The sequence below is a fragment of the uncultured Microbacterium sp. genome, assembly GCF_900078385.1.
Taxonomy (GTDB): Bacteria; Actinomycetota; Actinomycetes; order Actinomycetales; family Microbacteriaceae; genus Microbacterium.
On sequence record NZ_FLQR01000012.1, the window covers coordinates 69118 to 88037 of the forward strand.

The window sequence follows — 18920 nt, forward strand, 5'->3', positions numbered from 1 at the left end:
GTCGCCGGGCCCCACCCGGCGAAGTCGTGCTCAGACCGGATGCGCGGCGGCGAAGACGCCCGCCGGGTCGTAGCGGTGCTTGAGCTCGCGCAGGCGCTCCCCCGAGCCCCCGAATCCAGCCGCGCGAGCGACCCCCGCACTGTCGATGAAGGTCAGCGCGAGCGCGTCCCCGTGCCACAGGCTGAGCGCGTCGACCGTCCCCTGCACGGCCGCCGTCGCAGGCCCGACGGCTTCCGGCACGGGCGCGACGGCGATGCCGTGGACGATGTACTCGCCGGCGATGGCCGAGATCGCGCCCCCGTCCGGGCGCGGACGCGCGAACGCCCCGCCGATGTGGCGCAGCTCGGCGACGAAGAGCCCCGGCGATCCGGCCGCCGCCAGAAAGGCGTCGACCGCGTCGGCGGGGAGCGCCTCGAGTACCGCGTGCGCCGTGATCGCGGGCGTCGGTTCGGGCGGATCCATGTGCACGGCGATGAGCCCCGCGGATGGAATGCGCGCGAAGGTGTCCATCTCGGGCTGCATGGCGCGCAGCGGTGCGAGGACCTCCGCGGCGACGGCATCCGTCTCGAGAATCGCCCCGTCGATCACGACCAGGGACCGTCCGGACAGGAACGGCGGGAAGTCCGGGAGCGGCGGGATGTGCAGCACCCGCAGCGTCGTGGTCGCGCTCTCCGGCGCGGCGGCGCTCCACCGCGCCCAGGCGTGCGCCACGGCCGGCGCATGCACGGCGTCCCACAGCAGCATCCCGGCGTAGATGTCGGCGTACGGAAGCAGATCGATCTCCAGCGAGACGATGACGCCGAACGCGCCGCTGCCGCCGCGCACCGCCCAGAACAGGTCGGGATTCTCGTCGACGCTCGCCCGCAGCAGGGCGCCGTCGGCGGTCACCAGCTGCACCTCCCGCACGGTGTTGACGGCCATTCCGAGCGCGCGCCCGTAGAACGAGAGCCCGCCGCTGAGCGCGTACCCGACGACCGAGACGTCCCCGGCGCTCCCGTGCATCGCGGTGAGGCCGTGCGGCGCGGCGGCGGCGATCACGTCGTTCCACTGCGACCCGCCGAGCACGCGCGCCGTCCGGGCGAGGCGGTCGACGGTCGCTCCGCGCAGGCGCGCCAGGCTGACGAGGACGGCGCCGGACAGGTCGGTGTCCGCGAGGGCGCCCGCCGCATGCCCGGTCGACTGCGGCGCGACGCGCAGGCCGGCCGCCACCGCCGCGCGCACGGCGTCGACGACGTCCTCCGCGGACTCGGGGCGGACGACGGCGAAGGGATGCTGGTCGACGGCGACGTTCCACGGCAGGCGCGCCTCGTCGAAGCCGGGGTCACCGGCGAGGATCACGCGGTCGCCCAGCGCGTCGCGAAGCTGCTGGGCGCGGGTGTCGGTGGTGAGGTCGGAGAAAGTCATGCGGAAGTCCGAATCGTCGTGGGATGGGGCGTCGGAAGTCTGCCCGCCGGATCGGTGGCCTCACCATCCCAGATCGAGGGGGTCTTGCGCCCTCCCAGATTCCTGGGATGGCGAAACCGCGAGATCGGGGCCACACTTTCCTCCATGGCCTCGGGGGTGGTGGTAGGTCGCGCGCGCAGCGACCTCGATGTCATCTCGCGCGCCGGGCTTCCGCTGCTCCGGTTCATGGACGAGGCGGCGGCGGCGATGGCCGCAGTCGTCCCGTTCATCGCCGGATGCTTCTCCACCGTCGACCCCGCGACCGCGATGATCTCGAGCACGCTCAAGCTCGGCGACATCCGCGGCCGCAACGAGTCCGACGTGCACTGGGCGCAGATCGAGTACGGCGGCGACGATCCCACCGCGTTCACCGCGATGCTCGCGACCGGCCGCATCGCCGTCGGCGTGGCGCACGAGACGTCCGGTGATGTCGAGCGGTCGGTCCGCATGTCGGATCTCCTGCTCCCCCGCTTCGACTACCACGACGAGGCCCGCGTCCTGCTCAGCGACCGCGGCGGCGCATGGGGCAGCCTCAGCGTCTTCCGCGGCGGGGACGACCCCGCCTTCAGCGCCGAGGAGCTGAGCTTCCTCGAGACCGTCGCGCCCGCGCTGACCCGCGGCATCCGCGCCGGGCTGCTCACCCAGATGCACACGACCGCACCGCACGCGAACAGGGGTCCCGCCGTCATCGTCGTGGACGCGCACGACCGCATCGCGCAATCGAGCCCGGGGGCGCAGGAGCACCTCCGGCGCATGACAGAGGTGCCGAACGCCGCGGATCCCCTTCTCATCGTGCAGGCCCTGGTCGCCGGCGCACGGCGGTTCGCGCGCGGCGAAGCCGATCGGATGCCGCGCGTGCGTGCCCGCACGGCCGACGGCGTCTGGATCGTGCTGCACGCCGCCCCCCTCGGGGGCGCGGGCGATCGCGCCGGCGACGTCGTCGTGACGATCGAGGAGGCACGCCCTCAAGAGGTCATCGACCTCGTCGCCGCGGCATTCGGCCTCACGATGCGGGAGCGCGACGTCGTCGAGGTGCTGCTGACCGGCGCAGACACGCGGGAGATCGCGGCTGCCCTGCACGTGTCGCCGTACACCGTGCAGGACCACCTCAAGTCGATCTTCGACAAGGCCGGCGTCGCCAGTCGCCGCGAGCTCGTCGCCCGCGTCTACTTCGACCAGTACGCGACGCGGATCGGCGCGCCGCTCGGAACGGACGGCGCACCGCTGCTCTGATCAGGTCAGCGCGCGGCATCCCAGCGGTTCAGCGCGCGCTGCGCGAGGAAGGTGACCCACCGGGACGGTTCGCCGGGCTCGACATCGAGCGGGAACCAGACCCGCCCCGGATACAGATGCCCCTGCAGCCAGCGCCCATCGTCCTGGCGTGCGGCGCGCACCCGTTCGACCGTCTCGCCGATGCGGGCGTCCGGGCGCACGCCGTCGTGCTCGGCCGCCTCCGTGAAGTAGTCGATCGCCTTCAGCGCCGTGAAGGGCCAGCGGTACGGGTAGACGATCCGATCGGTCCACGGCCCCACCTGCTCCCCCGTGGAGAGCCGGTAGCGCAGCCGCCGCTCGAGCAGGTATTCCTCGCCACCGTGTCGCGCGTCGCGCAGCTCGGGTGTTCCGCCGGTGAGCTTCTCGTAGGCGAGGATGCCGCGCAGGGCATTGATCGTGGAGTGGAACGAGGACCGCGTCGATCCCTCGACCCATTCGCAGTCCCAGCCCCCGTCGCTCAGGCGGTGCTCCGGCAACCACGCGGCGATGGTCGACACGTCGGCGCCGAGCCATGCGCCGTTCGCGAGGGTCATCGCGTTGATGCACACGTCCACCTCACCGCTCCAGTACGGGAGGTCGTCGTACTCCCACCGCGAGTTCGCAGCGAGCTTCTCCGCCGTCCCGGCCAGGACGGCCGGGTCGAGACCCCACTCACGCAGCGTCGTGAGACTCCACGTCGTGGCCGTCCAGGGCTGCCCCTCCTCATCGGGGGTCGCGTCGGACGGGAAGTAGGCGCCGCCGCCCCATTGCCCGTCCGCATCCTGATGACTCAGGAGCGCGGCCCCGTCCCCCTCGGTCGCGATGCGCCCCCGCGTCTCCTCCCACACGTGCTCGGGCTCTGCGGCGAGATCGCGCTGCACCTGCCAGCGCAGGGTGGGATCGGAGTCGAGCAGCCAGTCCAGGACGACGGTGTCGGTCATCTGGGCAGGCTAGACGGCGGGTCCGACACCGCGACAGGGGGTTGCGGCAGCGGGACGTCGCGCCCGATGTGCCGCGTCAGACGCCGACGAGCGCGCCGCCCCGCGTGCGGATGAGACCGGCGCGGAGGAGCAGGACGTAGAGCTGGCAGCCGAGGCAGAACGCGAACGCCGCGTTGAGGAACGCCGCGACGAAGGCGGCGGCGCCCGCGATGGGCAGGGCCCACGGCACGCCGACGAGGTGCAGGACGATCCCGATCGTCACGACGACGAATCCGACGATCTGGGCGAAGCGCGGCGGTCGCGGGTCCTCGAGCTCGCTCGGCGGCGCCAGCCGCGGGCGGACGGCGGCGCGGAACAGCGCACCCCAGGGAGCGGTGCGCGGCGAAGCGAAGCCCCAGACGAACAGGAGGTCGACGAGGAGGAGGACGAGGAACCCCGGGTCCGTGATCCGCTCGGTCAGCGTCGTGCCGGTGCGCACAGCGGGGCCGAGGAGCGCGAGGAACGTGCCCAAGAGGACGAGCGCCGCGGTGATCCCGGCAGCGAATCGCGGGCCGCGCGGGTCGATGCCCGCGAGGCGGGATGCGCTGTTCTGCTGAGCCAACGTCGGCAGCCTTCCTGTCGATGGGTGTTCCGCGAGCGTAGGACCGTCGACCCGAGGGTCGGGTGGCGGCCGTCACACGACGTAGCACCACCGAGACCCGCTATTGATATTCGATCTCTATCTATCGATAATCGAGAGATGACTCGCCTTGTGATCGCCGCCCTCCGCACACTCATCGTCGTCATCGCGCTCGCGGGCCTGTTCGCGCAGATCCGCATCGTCCCGTTCATCGCGCGCGGGCTCGCGTCGGATGCGGAGCGCCCGGAGATCGCCCTGCCGTACGCGTTCTGCGGCATCCTCGCGATCGCGTGCGGTCAGGCCGTCCTCGTCGCGATCTGGGCGCTGCTGTCGATGGTGCGGCGCGACGCGATCTTCAGCGAGAGCGCACACCGGTGGGTGGATGTCATCCTCGCCGCCGGCATCACGGCGACCGCGACGCTCTTGGCGCTCGCGCTGCACGTCGCGCTCGTCGTGGAGCCGCCCCTGGATGCCCCCGGCCTGACGGCCTTCGCTCTCGGCGGGGTGATCTGCGCGGCGGCGTTCGTCCTGCTGATGATCGTCATGCGCGGCCTCCTCCGCAGCGCGACGGGGCTGCGCTCCGAGCTGGCGGAGGTGGTCTGATGGCGATCATCGTCGACATCGACGTGCTTCTGGCGCAGCGGAAGATGTCGGTCGCGGAGTTCGCCGACGCCGTCGGGATCAGCCCGGCCAACGTCGCCGTACTCAAGAACGGACGCGCGAAGGCGGTGCGGTTCACGACGCTCGACGCGATCTGCCGCGTGCTGGAGTGCCAACCGGGCGACATCCTGCGCTATCGCACGGAGACCGACGTCAACTGAGGTCATGTAATCATGAGGTAATGTAACAACATGCCCTCACCGCTCCTCCTCGATCGCCTGCTCCTGGTCTCCCACCTGTTCCAGCGCGACATGACGCGGGCCTTCGCAGGGACGGATCTCACCGAGGCGCGCATGGCGGTCCTGTGGGTCGTGCACCACGGCGGGCCGCAGACGCAGCAGGCGATCGCCGCAGAGCTGGCGCTCACACCGCGCACCGTCAGCGCACACATCGACTCCCTCGAAGCGTCCGGCCACGTCCGGCGCACGGCGCACGCGACGGACCGCAGGGCCCACGTCGTGCAGCTGACCGAGGAGGGCGCCGAACTGATGCGTCGCACCGCCGCCGAGCACGAGGAGCTGAGCGGCGCGCTCCGTGCGTCCGTCGCCCCTGCCGATCGGGCGGCGCTCGACCGCGGCCTGGACGCCATCGCCGAGCGCCTGCAGCAGCTCATGGCAGCACAGGACGCGCGGTGACCTCCGCCGTCGCCACCCGGCCGTCCCGCCTCGCCCGGGCGGGCGCCTTCGCGATGCGCGCCCTGCGGGTCGAGCTGCGCATCTACACGAGCATCGCCCGCGCCGTCGTCCGACGCCCCGCCGTCGCCGCCGGTGCGAGCGGCTTCGGGTACCACCGCCCGGTCCTGACGATCCTGGTCATCTTCATCGCCCTCTCGGCGATCGAGATCCCCATCCTCGACCTCATCGTGCACCGCTGGCCGGCCATCCGCATCGCCCTCCTCGTGCTCGGGATCTGGGGCCTCACCTGGATGATCGGCCTGCTCTGCGCGTTCCTCGTCCGGCCGCACACGGTCGGGCCCGCGGGCATCGTGGTGCGGGAGGGCCTGGAGATCGACATCCCGCTCTCCTGGGACGACATCGCCTCCGTCGCGCGCCGGCGCACGGTCGACGAGCCGAAGAGCCCGCGGATCACGCCGTCGCACGGCATCCCGACTCTCGCCCTGCGCATGCAGGACGAGACGAACGTCGAGATCGTGCTGGAGCGTCCGACCGCGGTGCGCCTGCCCGGAACGACGCCCAAGGGCGGCACGCACCATGTCGAGGTGGTGCGCCTGTGGACGGACGACGTGGAGGGCTTCCTCGAGGCGGTGCGCCGCCACATCCCGTGAAGCGGGTTCAGCGCAGGAACTGGGCGGGGTCGAACTCGGAGATCGGGATGACACGGACCCGCGGCAGCTGCGCATCGAACGCCTGCACATCGAACTCCAGGTCGAAGAACTGCAGGCCCGGGAGGCCGGCGAACTCCGAACTCCGGAACTCCTCGAACGCCAGCAGCCCGACACGGCGCGAGCCGTCGATGAGCGCCGAGACATCCTCGACGAAGTCGCGGTCGTGGCTGACGAGCACGACGTCGTCACCCCGCTCGCGGAGCGCCTGGAGCGTCCGCTGGATGGCGATGTCGACGACCTTCTCGTCGGCATTGCCGGACAGCGGCACCGGCTGGTAGTTCATCGCCAGCAGGGCCTGGACGAACGGCATCGGCAGACTGGTCGAGGCGTTCAGGAAGAACAGGCCGCGGGCCTGCTGGTTCCAGCGGCCGGCGACGAACGACAGGATCCGGTCCCACCGGGGCCGTTCCTCCGGCTGCGGCCGACGGCCGAGGATCGAGTTGCCCAGCGTCGCGTCGATGTTCTCGCCGTCGATCAGCACCCAGGTCGTACGGTCCGTCTCGTGCACGGTGTCCTCTCCCGAGCGCGGCCGCGCGCTCGCCTCATCCTATGGCGCGGCGGCACGCCCGATCGCGGCGGGGGTGGCTGGCGGATGCCGGGACGCGGCCGGGCGGATGCCGGTCAGCCGCGGAAGAACGTCTCGGCGACGCGGGTCAGATCCCAGAGGTCACTGACCCCGGCGAGCTCGCGCGCGGAGTGCATCGACAGGATCGGGATGCCGACGTCCACGGTGCGCATGCCGAGGCGCGTCGCCGTGATGGGGCCGATCGTCGAACCGCAGGGCACGGCGTTGTTCGACACGAACTCCTGGCTCGCGACACCGGCGTCGGCGCACCAGGCGCTCCACGCCGCGGCGCCGACCCCATCCGTCGCATAACGCTGGTTCGCGTTGATCTTGAGGATCGGCCCGCTCCCGAGCCGGGGCTGCACGATGGGATCGTGGCGCTCGGCGTAGTTGGGGTGCACGGCGTGGCCGACATCGCTCGATACGCACCAGCTCGCCGCGAGGGAACGCAGCTGCTGCTCGCGGTCGGCGCCGAGCGAGAGCCAGATGCGCTCGAGCACGTCGGAGAGGAACGGGCCGGCAGCGCCCGAGCGGGTGCCCGACCCGACCTCCTCGTGGTCGAACACCGCGAGCATCGCGATGTGGTCGGCATCGAGCCCCGTCTTCTCGAGGGCGACGACACCGGCGTGCACGGAGGCCAGATCGTCGAGGCGGCCCGCGGCGAAGAACACGTCGTCGTGACCGAACGTCTGGCCGGGGGCGGCATCCGCGGTGACGAGGTCGTAGCCGCGGATCCGCGCGGCATCCACCCCGGCGGCGCGGGCGACCTCGCCCAGGAGATCCGCGGAGTCCGCCTCGCCGAGCCCCCACACCGGCTGCGTCTGGGACTGCTTGTCGAGCGCGAGGTGGTCGTTCACCTCGCGGTCGAGGTGGATCGCGAGCTGCGGGAGGCGCAGGAGCGGCCCCGTCGCGGCGAGGACCGCGGTCCCGTCGTCCAGGACGAGGCGCCCGGCGAGACGCAGCTCGCGGTCGAGCCACGAGTTCAGCAGCGGGCCGCCGTAGATCTCGACGGCCGCCTGCAGCCAGCCGAGCCGGCCCGTGGTGGGCTTGGGCTTCAGCTTGAATCCGGGTGAGTCGCTGTGCGCGCCGAAGACGCGCACCCCGGTGGCCGCGGACGCGCCCTCCGGTACCACCCAGGCGATGACGGCACCGTCGCGGACGACGACGAACCGCCCTCCGACGGGCGAACTCCACCGCTCGTCCTCGGCGAGCCGCGTGAACCCGGCGTCGACGAGCCGGTCGGCCACGTGGGCGGCGGCATGGTGGCTCGACGGCGACGCGGCGATGAACGCGGCCAGATCGTCGGCGTGGGCGAGCGCGTCGGCGGGCACAGTGGACCTCCTGATGGGCGGGCGGTCCTTCGATCGTATGCCGCGCCGGGCGGGTCGCCCTCCGCGGGGCACGACCCGCCCACGGGTACCGTCGTGTCATGCCCGCCCCGCAGACCCGCCGCGCCCGCGCCGCACGTCGGCGCGCGAAGCGGGTCGCCGCGAGCGGGAGCGACCTCACCGACGCCCAGTGGTTCACCATCCTGGACGCGTGGACCCGGTGCGCGTACTGCGGCGCCGACGGCGTCGCGCTGCAGCGCGACTGCGTGCTGCCCATCTCGCGCGGCGGCCGCTACACGGTGGACAACGTCGTGCCGGCATGCCGCTCCTGCAATGCGAGCAAGAGCAACGACGAGGTCACGTCGTGGATGCGGCGCCGGCGACTCGACGAGCCGGCATTCCTCCTCCGGTGGTACGAGGTCACCGCCACACTGCGGGCGGCGCACGCACCGGACTGAGCCGCGTTGCAGCGCCCTCCGGCTACAGTCCCACCACGGGCACGCCGAGCCACTCCCCGAGGTCGCGGATCTCCGCGTGCACCATCTCGGTCTCCTCGTCGTCGAAGGGGGCGAGCTCATGGAGCGCGTTCACGACGAGCGTCTCGCGCTTCTTGTCGAGCTCGGCGTCGAGGAGCCCCAGGAAGCGGTCGCCGACGAGGACGGGGTGCGCGAAGTACCCGTAGCGACGCTGCGCCTTCGGTTTGAACTGCTCGAGGACGTACGCGAAGTCGAAGAGCTCCTGCAGGCGCGGGCGGTCGAACAGCATCCCGTCGTAGGGGTTGAGGATGGCGACCCGACCGCCCGGGTCGGTGTCCAGCGCAGCGAGGGCCTCCGGGTCGACGCGCCACTTCCAGGCGCATCCCTCCACCTCGGCGGCCTCGCCGGCCTCGCCGACGGGTGTCCAGGGCGAGCGCCGCTTCGCGATGCCCGCGGCTTGGAGTCGGCGCTCCTCGAGGCGATGACCGGCCTCCTCGTAGGAGATGTCGGGCAGGTCGGTGGGGTACACGCGCGCGGCGAGGTCCCAGCGGCGCGACCGGCCGACGCGCCCGACGATGGCCACCTCGCCGATCAGCATGAGGATCTCCAGCATCCGCGGCACCTGATTGGAGCCGTACCAGCCGCCCTCCGACGTGGCCGCGACCGCGCTCGTGTCGGGGATGTCGGCGGCGAGGAGCGGACCGTCGGCGCGCAGTCGCGCGATCACATCGCGGCGGAACGCGGCATTCGCCTCCAACCACTCCACGGTGCTGTCGCGGAGCTTCCGCTGCCGCATCCGAGGCACCAGGAACGGCAGGAGAGAGGACGGATGGAACCCGCCGTCGAACTCGAAGAGCAGGCGGTCGGTCTCGACGGCCTTGGTCAGCTGCGGCTGCTCGAACGACCAGCCGATGCGCGACCACAGGACGCTCTGCTCGGCCGGCGCGATGGTGGCCGTCGGATCGATCTTGATCGAGCCGATCTGCTCGGCGACCTCCACGACGTCGCCCGGGCGATCGGCGTCCAGCAACTGGGCGCGCACGGCGATGCGACGCGCCTCGTCCCGCGTCAGCCGATGCATGCCACGAGCGTAGCCGCAGGCGGCGACGGCGATCGGTCGTCCTGCGGGCGAGATCCGCATGGTCTGACCATATTCACGGTCCGAGCGCCCGCGCGGAACCCGGGACAGGTGTGGAGTGGCACCATGACCACCTCTGCACCTGCTCGCATGGCCGGCCTGCTCGCCGTCGTCCTCGCTCTCACCGGCCTCGCGGGTTGCGCGGCCGCCGATACCAGCCCCGCCGCGGATCCTCGCCCGACCACCGTGACGGTGTCCGATCTCGCCGACATGACGCCCGTGGAGGTCGTCGACACCCTCGAAGCGCTCCCCGTCGACGAACGGCCGACCGACTTCACGGTGTCCGTGCGTCCGGATCACCTGCTGATCACCGCGGACGGCGAGGAGACCGAGCGGGCCCTGCCGGAGGACCTGTTCTACCTCTCGCTCGCACCGTACGTCGACGGGACGCACGACTGCTTCTTCCACAGCCTGACCACCTGCCAGGGCGAGCTCGGGGGCGAACTCATCGAGGTGACCATCACCGACGCGTCCGGCGCGACCCTCGTCGACGAGACGCTGACGGCCGCCGACAACGGCTTCGTCGGGGTGTGGCTGCCCCGCGGCATCGACGCGACGCTCGAGGTCGCGTACGACGGCGCACGCGCCACGACGCCGATCAGCACCGGCGCGGACGACCCGACCTGTCTCACGGGCCTGCGCCTGAGCTGATCGGCGACGGGAGCGCGATCCGTCAGGGCGCGTCCGGCGGCTCCCCCGCCGCCGCGTTCTCGACAGCGGCGGCGTCGGCGTCATCGACCCCGGGACCGGGGCCGGGGCGCACGACGGCATCCTCCGCGATGTCGATGCGCGTGTGCCCGTCGTGCTCGCTCACCTCGATGCGCGGCGCGGCATCGCGCTCCGTGGAGCCTGCGGCGCGCAGCAGCTGATCGCGGCGCTTCTCCTCGTCGGTCATGCCGTCGGTCTCACTCATCGCCATCTCCTCACGAGACGTCGCCGCGCCAGGCGCCGGTCTCGGTGTCACGGCTTTCGATGAACTCCTTGAAGTTCTCCAGGTCCTTCTTCACGGCGTGGTCGTCGACGCCGACGAGCGCCCCGAGCGTCTCGGCGACACCCTTCGGCTCCCATTCGAGCTGGACCGTCACGCGCGACGTGGTGTCGTCGAGTTTGTGGAACGTGACGACCCCGGCGTGATCGGCATCGCCGTCGATGCTGTTCCATGCGACCCGCTCGTCGGGGTGCTGTTCGGTGATCTTCGCCGTGAACTCGCGCTGCACACCGGCGATCGTGACCGTCCACCGGTTCGTGGTGTCGTCGATCTGGGTGATCGCGTCGACGAAGCTCAGGAACTGCGGGAACGATTCGAACTGCGTCCACTGGTTGTACGCCGTCGACACGGGGACGTCGACGTCGATCGTCTTCGTGATGCTTGCCATGGGGTTCTCCTCTTCGCTTCTGCGTCTCGGGAGTGCCAGTGTCCTCGATCGTCGGACGCGACGCCCGAGGGTTGACAAGCACGGGCGCCCGTGTGAATGGCGCGCGGGCGGGTTCTGCCGCGTCAGGCGCGGGCGAGGGCCTCGAGCGGCGCGCCGGTCAGGCGCTGCGTCGTCCACTCCGAGAGGGGCTCGGCGCCGATCGAGCGGTAGAAGCCGATCGACGGCTCGTTCCAATCGAGCACGGTCCACTCGAAGCGGCGGTACCCGCGCGCAATGCACACGGCAGCCAGCGCCGACATGAGCGCGCGCCCGTAGCCGCGGCCGCGCTGCGCTTCGTCGACGTACAGGTCCTCGAGCCAGATGCCGTGCGTGCCGGTCCAGGTCGAGTACGTCAGGAACCAGATCGCGATGCCGACGATGGCGCCCTCGCGTTCGACGACGTGCGCGAAGGCACGCGGCTCGGGACCGAACAGCGTCGCGTGGATCATCTCGGGTGTGTTCTCGACGGCATCCGGTTCACGCTCGTAGACGGCGAGCGCGTGGATGAGGGCGAGGATGCCGGGCTCGTCGCCGGGTCGCGCGGCGCGCAGGACGGCGCCGTCGCCGAGGTCACGGGCGTGCGCCGCCCCCGCCGCGGGCGACACCTGCCGGGCCGAGCGCCTGCGGATCACGGAGGTCGCGATGAGGCGCCAGCACACGAGGGCGGCGAGGATGACGACCGAGGCGACGACGACGAACGGGACCGCGGTGCCCTGGCCGGAGAGCGCGCGCAGCAGCATCCCGCCGGCGACCGTCACGACCGCGATCGGGATGCCGGCGCGCACCGGCGCCGCGGGTACGCGCCACGCGCGGGTCACGGCCCAGCCCACCGCGAGCGCGAGGAGGAACGGCCACGCGGTGGTCCAGAGCCCGAGGACCGGATCCTCGCCGTGCGTCGTCCGCCCGAGCGCCGCGAACGCGGTGACGAGCACGGCATCCGCCGCGAGTGCCCCCGCGATGCCCCGCCGGCTCATCGTCGGCCGCCTGCGGCGCCCGCGAGGGTTTCGATCTCCGGCGTGCGCGCGAGGCCCGCGGTCGCCGACGCACGTACGTACCCATGTGGGTTCGCCGAGCCCCTGCTCGATTCGCGCGAATCCTGGGTGGGTTCGGCGAGCCCATAGTGGTTCGCGGAGGACGGAGAGGTGGAGGACGGGGACGGGGAGGACGGGGACGGGGAGGACGGGGAGGGCGAGACGGGGGTCAGGGCGGGGGTCAGAGCCTCGCGGGCGTCGAAGACGAAGCAGTCGCCGCGGAAGTGCGCGCCACCGGCGTGTTCGAAGTAGCCGAGGATCCCGCCGTCGAGCTGGTACGCATCCACGCCGCTCTCCCGAAGGTGGATGGCGGCCTTCTCGCAGCGGATGCCGCCGGTGCAGAAGCTCACGACGGTCTTGTCCGCCAGCTCCGCCCGATGCGCCCGCGCAGCGCCGGGGAACTGCGTGAAGCGCTCGATGCGCCAGTCGAGCGCCCCGTCGAAGGTGCCGTAGTCGACCTCGAACGCGTTGCGGGTATCGAGCAGCACGACCTCCCGGCCCGCGTCGTCGTGGCCCTGATCGAGCCAGCGGCGGAGGGTGCCCGGCGCGACCGCCGGCGCCCGCCCCGCGGCGGGCTGGATGGTCGGGTGATCCATCCGGATGATCTCGCGCTTGTGCTTGACCAGCATCCGGCGGAACGGCTGCTCCTCGGACCAGCTCTCCTTCGTCGTGAGCGCGGCGAACCGTCCGTCGACGCGCAGCATGCGAAGGAAGCCGCGGAGATCCGCCTCGGCCCCCGCGAGGAAGAGGTTGATCCCCTCCTCCGCGAGGATGATCGTGCCGGCGAGCCCCGCCGCCTCGGCGCGCTCCCGCAGGATGGGGCGCAGGGCCGCCGGGTCGTCGATCTGCGTGAAGAGATACGCCGAGACGTTCAGAACGGATGCCACCCCTCCAGCCTAGGGAGCGCAGGTGCGGCGCGCGGACATCCGATCTACCGTGGAGTCATGGACGGAGTCGGCGGCCTCATGGCGGGAGCAGCGGTCGTCGCGCTCCTGGTCTACGCCGTCTGGTACGCCGCCGACACCCGCCGGCGGCGGCGCCGGGGTGAGGTCGTCGCGAGGTCGACCGGCGGCGTCATCGGCTTCGACGAGGTCTGGCGGCCGACGGCCGCCGAGGCTCAGGCCGTGTGGGAGGCGGAGCAGATCACGCCCGCGCCGTCCCCCGTGCCCGCGGACGGGCCCGGGGTCATCACGGGGAACCGGATCGTCATCGACACCGGGCTGCGGCACGCGCCGAAGCCCTGACGCTTGCTCAGCCCCGGATCGCGTCCGCGATCGGCGCGTCGCCGGAGTTGAACCGCAGGGTGCGGCGCACGGTGGAGTCGTCGGCGAGCACCGCCGCGACGACGGCAGCGACATCGCCGCGCGGGACCGTGCCGGAGTCTGCGGCATCCACGTCGATCCGACCGGTCGGCGGGTCGAGCGTGAGGCCGCTCGGCGCGACGATCGTCCAGTCCAGGCCGCTCGCGCGGAGGTGCGCGTCGGCGGCGGCCTTCGCCTCGGCGTAGGCGAAGAAGCCATTCTCCGGCGGCACGCCGTGGTCGGGGCCGGCACCGAAGTACGACACCATCACGTAGCGGCGGACGTCCGCGGCGGCGGCCGCGTCGATGCTGCGGATCGCGGCATCCCGATCGACGGCGTAGGTGCGCTCCGGGCTGCCTCCGCCCGCACCGGCCGACCAGACGACGGCGTCGTTGCCGCTCAGGAGGTTCGCGAGCTGTGCGGTGTCGAGGGTCTCGATGTCGGCGACGACGGGCGTCGCGCCGGTCGCCGCGACGTCGGCCTCGTGGGCGGCGTTGCGGATGACGGCGGTGACGTGATCGCCGCGGGCGGCCAGGAGCGGCTCGAGGAGCAGGGCGACCTTGCCGTGTCCGCCGATGAGCAGGATGCGGGCCATGTGAAGGCTCCTTCCGGTCAGGGCTTCGAGACTACGCCGCAAAACGACGGAGGCGCCCGGCGGGATGCCGGACGCCCCTTCGGGCGCGTACCGGCGCCTACTGCACCGACCAACCGCCGTCGCTCGGCAGGATCGCGCCATTGATGTTCACACCGTCGTCCGACAGCAGGAACGTGATGGATGCAGCCAACTGCTCCGCCGTCGCGAGCGTCGGGATCGCGGACTGGAACGGCTGCAGGCGGGACTGCCCCGCCTCGGACACGTGCGGCGGGAACGGGATGCCGGTGGCGACGCCGCCGGGCGCCACGAGGTTGACCCGGACGCCCTGCGGCCCGTACATGAAGGCGGCGCTGCGGGTCAGGCCGACCACCGCGTGCTTGCTCACCGTGTAGGCGTTGCCGGAGGCGCTGCCGCGCAGGCCCGCCTCCGAGCCGACGTTGACGATCGACCCCGTGCCCGCCGCGAGCATGGCCGGCAGGACGGCGCGCGTCAGCTTGAAGGCGCCGGTGACGTTGACCGCGATGACGCGGTCCCACATCTCGTCGGTGGTCTCGCCCAGCGGCGAGAAGTCGTCGTTGATGCCCGCGACGTTGGCGAGGGCGTCGATCTTCTCGCCTGCCGCGGCGACGATGGCATCCACGGACGCGGTCGTGGTGATGTCGCCGACGACCGTGACGATGTCGGCGTCCGCGAGGGAGCCGCGGAACTCCTGCAGCCGGTCGGCGGACATGTCGACGGCGACGACACGGCCGCCTTCGCGTGCGATGCGCGACGCGGTCGCACGGCCGATGCCGGAGGCGGCACCCGTCACGACGACCGTCTTGCCGGTGAACCGCCCGGGCGTGATCCGCTCGGTCCAGCCGGCGGCCTCCGTCTCGGGCATGACGCCGCCGTTCGCCGCCAGGACGAGGTCGTCGATGACCGACTGGGGCATCTGGCCCTGGCTGAGCGGGACGAGCTGCTGGAGCGGAAGTCCGCGCACCGGTGCGAGCGACTCCTCCGACGCCCCGGACGCCGCGAGCAGTCCGCGCACGAGCTGGCCGCCGACCTCGCTGTCGAGCCAATCGCCGATCGTGCTGCCGGCGGTGAGTGCCTGTTCTGACATGTGGTTCCCCTTCGCTTCCGGCTCGATCCGGGCTGATCAAGCCACGCGGCTTATTCCCGCGCGGGAAATACTAAACTCGCGGATGCCGCAGATCAACCGGGAGAACCCCAAGGAGGCGCTATGGCGAGCCCGCAACGCCGAGGACGCGGATCGCGCGCGGGGCTCGACCTCGATCGCATCCTGGCCGCCGCGCGCGGCATGGATCCCGCCGGCCTGACGATGCAGGCGCTGGCCGATGAGCTGGGCGTCGACCGCAAGGCCCTCAACCATCACGTGACGGATCGCGAGGGACTCCTGGAGCTGCTGGCGATCGACGCCTTCCGGCGCCGGTTCGCGGCGGAGGACGTCGATCTCGGCACCACCTGGCAGGATGCGTGCCGGGCGTACGCGGACACGATGCGCCAGAGTCTCGCCGACACCGGCGAGTGGCTCACGTTCTTCCGGTTCACCAACCCCCACGACCTCGCGATCGTGGGTCCCGCGGAGACGGTCGCGGAGCGGATGCTCGCGGCCGGGTTCGACGAGGTGACGGTCAGCCGCGCCATGCACCTGCTCATGACCATCTGCAGCGGCTTCGCACGGGATGCCGTCATCGGCCGGCGCGAAGGGGGGCACCCCCAGGTCGAGGCGCTGCGCGCCGCGCTGGCATCCGATGACGCCGGGTACACCGCCCTCCGCGACCTCGTCGACGCCCGCGTGGACAACTTCGGCGACGAGCAGTTCCGCTTCGACGTCGACGCGTTCATCGCCGCCATGGAGCTGCGCGCCGCGCGCCCCGCCGGGCCGTGACGGATCAGCCGCGCGCGAGGACCTCGCCGTGCGGCATGAGCAGCCAGCCGTCGTCGCTCGCGGCCCATTCCCGCCAGCCCGCACTGATCCGCTCGAGGCCCGCCCGGTCGGCCAGTCCCAGGCGCAGCGCGTTGTCCGCGAACGAGGAGTGCAGCGCGCGGTCGGCCCACAGGCCGCCCCACCACGCCCGGTCCGCAGGGCTCTCGAAGAGCCACAGTGACGCGCTCGAGCGCACCTCCGCGAACCCGGCGGCCCGCGCCCACGACTTGAGCATCCGGCCCGCCGCCGGGTCGCCGCTGGTGCCGCGGTGCACCGCGAGGTACACCTCGCGCCACTCCGCGAGGCCCGGCACCTGCGGGAACCAGATGGTCCCCTCGTAATCGACGTCGCGCGCGGCGACCAGACCGCCCGGTCGCACGACGCGACGGAACTCCCGGAGCGCGTCGACCGGCCGCGTGAGATGCTGCAGCACCTGGTGCGCGTGCACGACATCCCACGCGCCGTCGGCCGACGCGAGGGCGTAGGCGTCGTCCACGGCGAAGGACACGTTCGCCACCCCGGCGGCAGCGCGATCGGCCTCGGCCTGCCCGATCACATCGGCGGACGCGTCGATCCCGTGCACGGGCCCCGGCGAGACGAGACGGGCGATGTCGAGGGTGATCGTGCCGGGGCCGGCGCCCACGTCGAGCACCGACATGCCGGCACGCAGGTCCGGCAGCAGGTACGCGGCGGAGTTCTCCGCCGTGCGCCAGCGATGCGAGCGCAGGACGCTCTCGTGGTGTCCGTGGGTGTAGTCGTCCGGCATGGCACCATCCTGCCGCAGCGCGTCGCGCCGGGTGCGGCGGCTCAGGCGGTCGCGGGCGTCCACTCCGAGACGCGGTTCAGCTCGAACACCTCGTCGGCGTCGAGCTCGGTGCGCGCGCCGTCGAGGAGGTCGGCGACCTGCGCGACCTGCGACGCCGAGGCGATGGGCGCCGCGACCGACGGCTGGGCGCGCAGCCACGCGAGCGCCGTCGCCGCCACGGAGACGCCGTGGGCGTCGCCGATGCGCTCGAGCGCGTCGATGATCCGCAGGCCCGCGGGCGTCGCGTATTCGGCGGCGGCCTGCGCCCGCGGCGAGGCCTGGCCGGTGGCATCCGTCGACCGGTACTTGCCCGTGAGGAAGCCCTTCGCGAGTGCGAAGTACGGCACGAGGCTCAGTCCGTGCTCCTGCGCGACGGGGACGATGTGCTCCTCGACATCGCCCCGGTGCACGAGGTTGTAGTGCGGTTGGATGGCGACGGGCTCGGCCACACCGAGGTCGCGGGCGATGCGGATCCACTCCTGGATCCGGTCGGCCGAGTAGTTCGACACGGCGGTGTGACGGACGAGTCCGTCGGCGACGAGCGCGCCGAATTCCGCGACGGTCTCCTCCAGGGGCACGGACGCGTCGTCGAAGTGCGCGTAGTAGAGGTCGATCGTGTCGACACCGAGGCGACGCAGCGACGCCTCCGCGGCGGCGCGCACGTTCGCCCCGGAGAGGCCCCGGAAGTCGGGGTGCTGGCTGACCTTCGTGGCCACGACCACCCCGGCGGGCTTCCGGGAGGCCAGCCACTCGCCGATGAGCGTCTCGCTCTCGCCCCCGGAGTTGCCGGGCTTCCAGGAGCTGTAGGAGTCCGCGGTGTCGATGAAGTCCCCGCCGCCGGCGGTGAAGGCGTCCAGCACCGCGAAGGACGTGTCGCGGTCGGCCGTCCAGCCGAAGACGTTGCCCCCGAGGGCTAGCGGGAAGATGTCGAGGTCGCTGGATCCGATGCGGGTCATACCGAAGATCAAGTCGCGACGCGGGCGGTCTATTCCGGCCCATATCCATTCACCGGAATGCACGAGCCCGGCGTACGGTTGCAGGCGACATGGAACGCTTCGGAACCCTCTCCTTCGGTCACTACGGCCCCCTGGGCGGCGGCCGCTCGCTCACCGCCGGCGACTCCCTGCGGCAGGCCGTGGATCTCGCGCAGGGGATGGACGACCTGGGTGTCAACGGCATCGCGTTCCGCGTGCACCACTTCGCCCGCCAGCAGTCCTCCCCCATGCCGCTGCTCGCCGCGATCGCGGCGACGACGGAGCGCATCGAGATGGGCACCGGCGTCATCGACATGCGCTACGAGAACCCGCTCTACCTCGCCGAGGAGGCGGCCACCGTCGACCTGCTCTCGGACGGGCGGCTCGCGCTCGGCGTGAGCCGCGGCTCACCCGAGACCGTCGTCCGCGGGTACGAGGCGTTCGGGTACACCGGCGCCGAGGATCCTCGCGGAGCCGACCTCGCACGGGCCCACTTCGACCTGTTCCTCCGCGCCATCGACGGCGAGGGGATCGCGCAGCGCGACCCGGACAGTCCGTTCGGCGGCGGCACCGGCCTGCAGCGCATCGAACCGCACTCCCCCGGGCTGCGGTCGCGCGTCTGGTGGGGTGCGGGCACGCGGGAGACGGCCGAGTGGGCCGGCCGCGTCGGTGTGAACCTCATGTCGTCGACGCTGCTCACGGAGGCCGACGGACGCCCGTTCGACCTCCTGCAGGCCGATCAGATCGACGCGTTCCGGGCCGCGTGGCGCGAGGCGGGGCACGCGGGGACGCCGCGCGTGTCGGTGAGCCGCTCCATCTTCCCGATCACGACCGCAGAGGACGAGCTGTACTTCGGGCACAGCCAGGACGGCGACGGCATCGGGTACATCGACGGGTTCCGGTCGACGTTCGGCAAGACCTACGCGGCGACCCCCGACGTGCTCGTCGAGCAGCTGCTGCAGGATGCCGCGATCCGCTCGGCCGACACCCTCATGCTGACGATCCCGTCGCAGCTCGGCGTCGAGTTCAACCTCCGCATCGTCGAGGCGTTCGCGACCCACGTCGCCCCGGCGCTCGGCTGGGTGTCGACGCGGGCGTAG

General features: G+C 72.1%; 24 protein-coding genes and 1 pseudogene. 10 read left to right on the forward strand and 15 right to left on the reverse strand.

Annotated features, from left to right (window positions below):
* Positions 1 to 30: 30 nt before the first annotated feature.
* Positions 31 to 1404 carry an FAD-binding oxidoreductase gene (locus QZL85_RS14485; RefSeq protein WP_295578051.1) on the reverse strand — a complete coding sequence of 458 codons (1374 nt, stop codon included), beginning with the start codon at positions 1402 to 1404 and terminating at the stop codon, positions 31 to 33.
* 144 nt (positions 1405 to 1548) lie between these two features.
* Between QZL85_RS14485 and QZL85_RS14490 the strand changes: the two genes are divergently transcribed.
* Positions 1549 to 2676: a helix-turn-helix transcriptional regulator gene (locus QZL85_RS14490; protein WP_295578053.1), complete on the forward strand. Its 1128-nt coding sequence runs from the start codon at positions 1549 to 1551 to the stop codon at positions 2674 to 2676.
* 5 nt (positions 2677 to 2681) lie between these two features.
* Here QZL85_RS14490 and QZL85_RS14495 read toward each other — a convergent pair whose 3' ends face one another.
* Together QZL85_RS14495 and QZL85_RS14500 are read right to left on the reverse strand one after the other, a co-directional pair.
* The gene (locus tag QZL85_RS14495; protein WP_295578055.1) at positions 2682 to 3635 is read right to left on the reverse strand and encodes a squalene cyclase; all 954 of its coding nucleotides are present in this window, start codon (positions 3633 to 3635) and stop codon (positions 2682 to 2684) included.
* Between the two features lie 76 nt (positions 3636 to 3711).
* Positions 3712 to 4236: a DUF4395 domain-containing protein gene (locus tag QZL85_RS14500; protein ID WP_295578057.1), complete on the reverse strand. Its 525-nt coding sequence runs from the start codon at positions 4234 to 4236 to the stop codon at positions 3712 to 3714.
* Positions 4237 to 4374: 138 nt separating this feature from the next.
* Here QZL85_RS14500 and QZL85_RS14505 point away from each other — a divergent pair, with 138 nt between their 5' ends.
* Genes QZL85_RS14505 through QZL85_RS14520 form a run of 4 tightly spaced genes read left to right on the forward strand, consistent with a single transcriptional unit; the run spans position 4375 to position 6199 of the window.
* Positions 4375 to 4857, forward strand: a complete 483-nt coding sequence (locus QZL85_RS14505) for a DUF2975 domain-containing protein (protein WP_295578059.1) — start codon at positions 4375 to 4377, stop codon at positions 4855 to 4857.
* A complete protein-coding gene (locus QZL85_RS14510; RefSeq protein WP_295578061.1) occupies positions 4857 to 5075 on the forward strand; it encodes a helix-turn-helix transcriptional regulator in 219 nt (72 codons plus the stop codon). The genes QZL85_RS14505 and QZL85_RS14510 overlap by 1 nt, the downstream gene beginning before the upstream one ends.
* A gap of 30 nt (positions 5076 to 5105) precedes the next feature.
* The gene (locus tag QZL85_RS14515) at positions 5106 to 5549 is read left to right on the forward strand and encodes a MarR family winged helix-turn-helix transcriptional regulator (RefSeq protein WP_295578063.1); all 444 of its coding nucleotides are present in this window, start codon (positions 5106 to 5108) and stop codon (positions 5547 to 5549) included.
* Positions 5546 to 6199 (forward strand): hypothetical protein, encoded by a 654-nt coding sequence (locus QZL85_RS14520; protein ID WP_295578066.1) that lies wholly within the window; start codon positions 5546 to 5548, stop codon positions 6197 to 6199. The genes QZL85_RS14515 and QZL85_RS14520 overlap by 4 nt, the downstream gene beginning before the upstream one ends.
* Positions 6200 to 6206: 7 nt before the next feature.
* Here QZL85_RS14520 and QZL85_RS14525 read toward each other — a convergent pair whose 3' ends face one another.
* Complete coding sequence (locus QZL85_RS14525; RefSeq protein WP_295578068.1) at positions 6207 to 6767, reverse strand: NYN domain-containing protein; 561 nt, start codon at positions 6765 to 6767, stop codon at positions 6207 to 6209.
* Positions 6768 to 6880: 113 nt separating this feature from the next.
* Complete coding sequence (locus QZL85_RS14530; RefSeq protein WP_295578071.1) at positions 6881 to 8155, reverse strand: M18 family aminopeptidase; 1275 nt, start codon at positions 8153 to 8155, stop codon at positions 6881 to 6883.
* 98 nt (positions 8156 to 8253) lie between these two features.
* Here QZL85_RS14530 and QZL85_RS14535 point away from each other — a divergent pair, with 98 nt between their 5' ends.
* Positions 8254 to 8610 carry an HNH endonuclease gene (locus QZL85_RS14535; RefSeq protein ID WP_295578073.1) on the forward strand — a complete coding sequence of 119 codons (357 nt, stop codon included), beginning with the start codon at positions 8254 to 8256 and terminating at the stop codon, positions 8608 to 8610.
* Positions 8611 to 8632: 22 nt separating this feature from the next.
* On the opposite strand, the gene QZL85_RS14540 is transcribed toward QZL85_RS14535, so the two are convergent.
* Positions 8633 to 9769 (reverse strand): DNA glycosylase AlkZ-like family protein, encoded by a 1137-nt coding sequence (locus QZL85_RS14540; protein WP_295578074.1) that lies wholly within the window; start codon positions 9767 to 9769, stop codon positions 8633 to 8635.
* A gap of 63 nt (positions 9770 to 9832) precedes the next feature.
* On the opposite strand from QZL85_RS14540, the gene QZL85_RS14545 reads away from it, so the two are divergent.
* Entirely contained in the window at positions 9833 to 10417 is a 585-nt protein-coding gene (locus QZL85_RS14545; protein WP_295578076.1) for a CueP family metal-binding protein, read from the forward strand.
* Between the two features lie 22 nt (positions 10418 to 10439).
* Here QZL85_RS14545 and QZL85_RS14550 read toward each other — a convergent pair whose 3' ends face one another.
* From QZL85_RS14550 to QZL85_RS14570, 5 genes and pseudogenes are all read right to left on the reverse strand, one after another.
* Positions 10440 to 10679 (reverse strand): multidrug transporter, encoded by a 240-nt coding sequence (locus tag QZL85_RS14550; RefSeq protein ID WP_295578078.1) that lies wholly within the window; start codon positions 10677 to 10679, stop codon positions 10440 to 10442.
* A gap of 10 nt (positions 10680 to 10689) precedes the next feature.
* Positions 10690 to 11142: an SRPBCC family protein gene (locus tag QZL85_RS14555; protein ID WP_295578081.1), complete on the reverse strand. Its 453-nt coding sequence runs from the start codon at positions 11140 to 11142 to the stop codon at positions 10690 to 10692.
* 122 nt (positions 11143 to 11264) lie between these two features.
* Positions 11265 to 11786 (reverse strand): GNAT family N-acetyltransferase, encoded by a 522-nt coding sequence (locus QZL85_RS14560; RefSeq protein ID WP_295578167.1) that lies wholly within the window; start codon positions 11784 to 11786, stop codon positions 11265 to 11267.
* A 48-nt stretch (positions 11787 to 11834) separates the two neighbouring features.
* Positions 11835 to 12155 (reverse strand): annotated as a pseudogene (locus QZL85_RS14565) (DUF3054 domain-containing protein); the annotation flags it as partial.
* The gene (locus QZL85_RS14570) at positions 12152 to 13099 is read right to left on the reverse strand and encodes a sulfurtransferase (protein WP_295578083.1); all 948 of its coding nucleotides are present in this window, start codon (positions 13097 to 13099) and stop codon (positions 12152 to 12154) included. The pseudogene QZL85_RS14565 and the gene QZL85_RS14570, both read right to left, overlap by 4 nt.
* 57 nt (positions 13100 to 13156) lie before the next feature.
* Here QZL85_RS14570 and QZL85_RS14575 point away from each other — a divergent pair, with 57 nt between their 5' ends.
* The gene (locus QZL85_RS14575) at positions 13157 to 13456 is read left to right on the forward strand and encodes a hypothetical protein (RefSeq protein ID WP_295578085.1); all 300 of its coding nucleotides are present in this window, start codon (positions 13157 to 13159) and stop codon (positions 13454 to 13456) included.
* 7 nt (positions 13457 to 13463) lie between these two features.
* Here the strand turns inward: QZL85_RS14575 and QZL85_RS14580 are convergent, their stop codons facing one another.
* Complete coding sequence (locus tag QZL85_RS14580; RefSeq protein WP_295578087.1) at positions 13464 to 14108, reverse strand: NAD(P)H-binding protein; 645 nt, start codon at positions 14106 to 14108, stop codon at positions 13464 to 13466.
* Positions 14109 to 14205: 97 nt separating this feature from the next.
* Positions 14206 to 15213, reverse strand: a complete 1008-nt coding sequence (locus QZL85_RS14585; RefSeq protein ID WP_295578089.1) for an SDR family NAD(P)-dependent oxidoreductase — start codon at positions 15211 to 15213, stop codon at positions 14206 to 14208.
* Positions 15214 to 15333: 120 nt separating this feature from the next.
* Here QZL85_RS14585 and QZL85_RS14590 point away from each other — a divergent pair, with 120 nt between their 5' ends.
* Positions 15334 to 16002, forward strand: coding sequence for a hypothetical protein (locus tag QZL85_RS14590; RefSeq protein ID WP_295578091.1), 669 nt, complete (start codon positions 15334 to 15336; stop codon positions 16000 to 16002).
* 4 nt (positions 16003 to 16006) lie between these two features.
* On the opposite strand, the gene QZL85_RS14595 is transcribed toward QZL85_RS14590, so the two are convergent.
* Together QZL85_RS14595 and QZL85_RS14600 are read right to left on the reverse strand one after the other, a co-directional pair.
* Positions 16007 to 16807 (reverse strand): methyltransferase domain-containing protein, encoded by an 801-nt coding sequence (locus QZL85_RS14595; protein WP_295578093.1) that lies wholly within the window; start codon positions 16805 to 16807, stop codon positions 16007 to 16009.
* A 41-nt stretch (positions 16808 to 16848) separates the two neighbouring features.
* Entirely contained in the window at positions 16849 to 17802 is a 954-nt protein-coding gene (locus QZL85_RS14600) for an aldo/keto reductase (RefSeq protein WP_295578095.1), read from the reverse strand.
* An 89-nt stretch (positions 17803 to 17891) separates the two neighbouring features.
* Between QZL85_RS14600 and QZL85_RS14605 the strand changes: the two genes are divergently transcribed.
* Entirely contained in the window at positions 17892 to 18920 is a 1029-nt protein-coding gene (locus tag QZL85_RS14605) for an LLM class flavin-dependent oxidoreductase (RefSeq protein WP_295578097.1), read from the forward strand.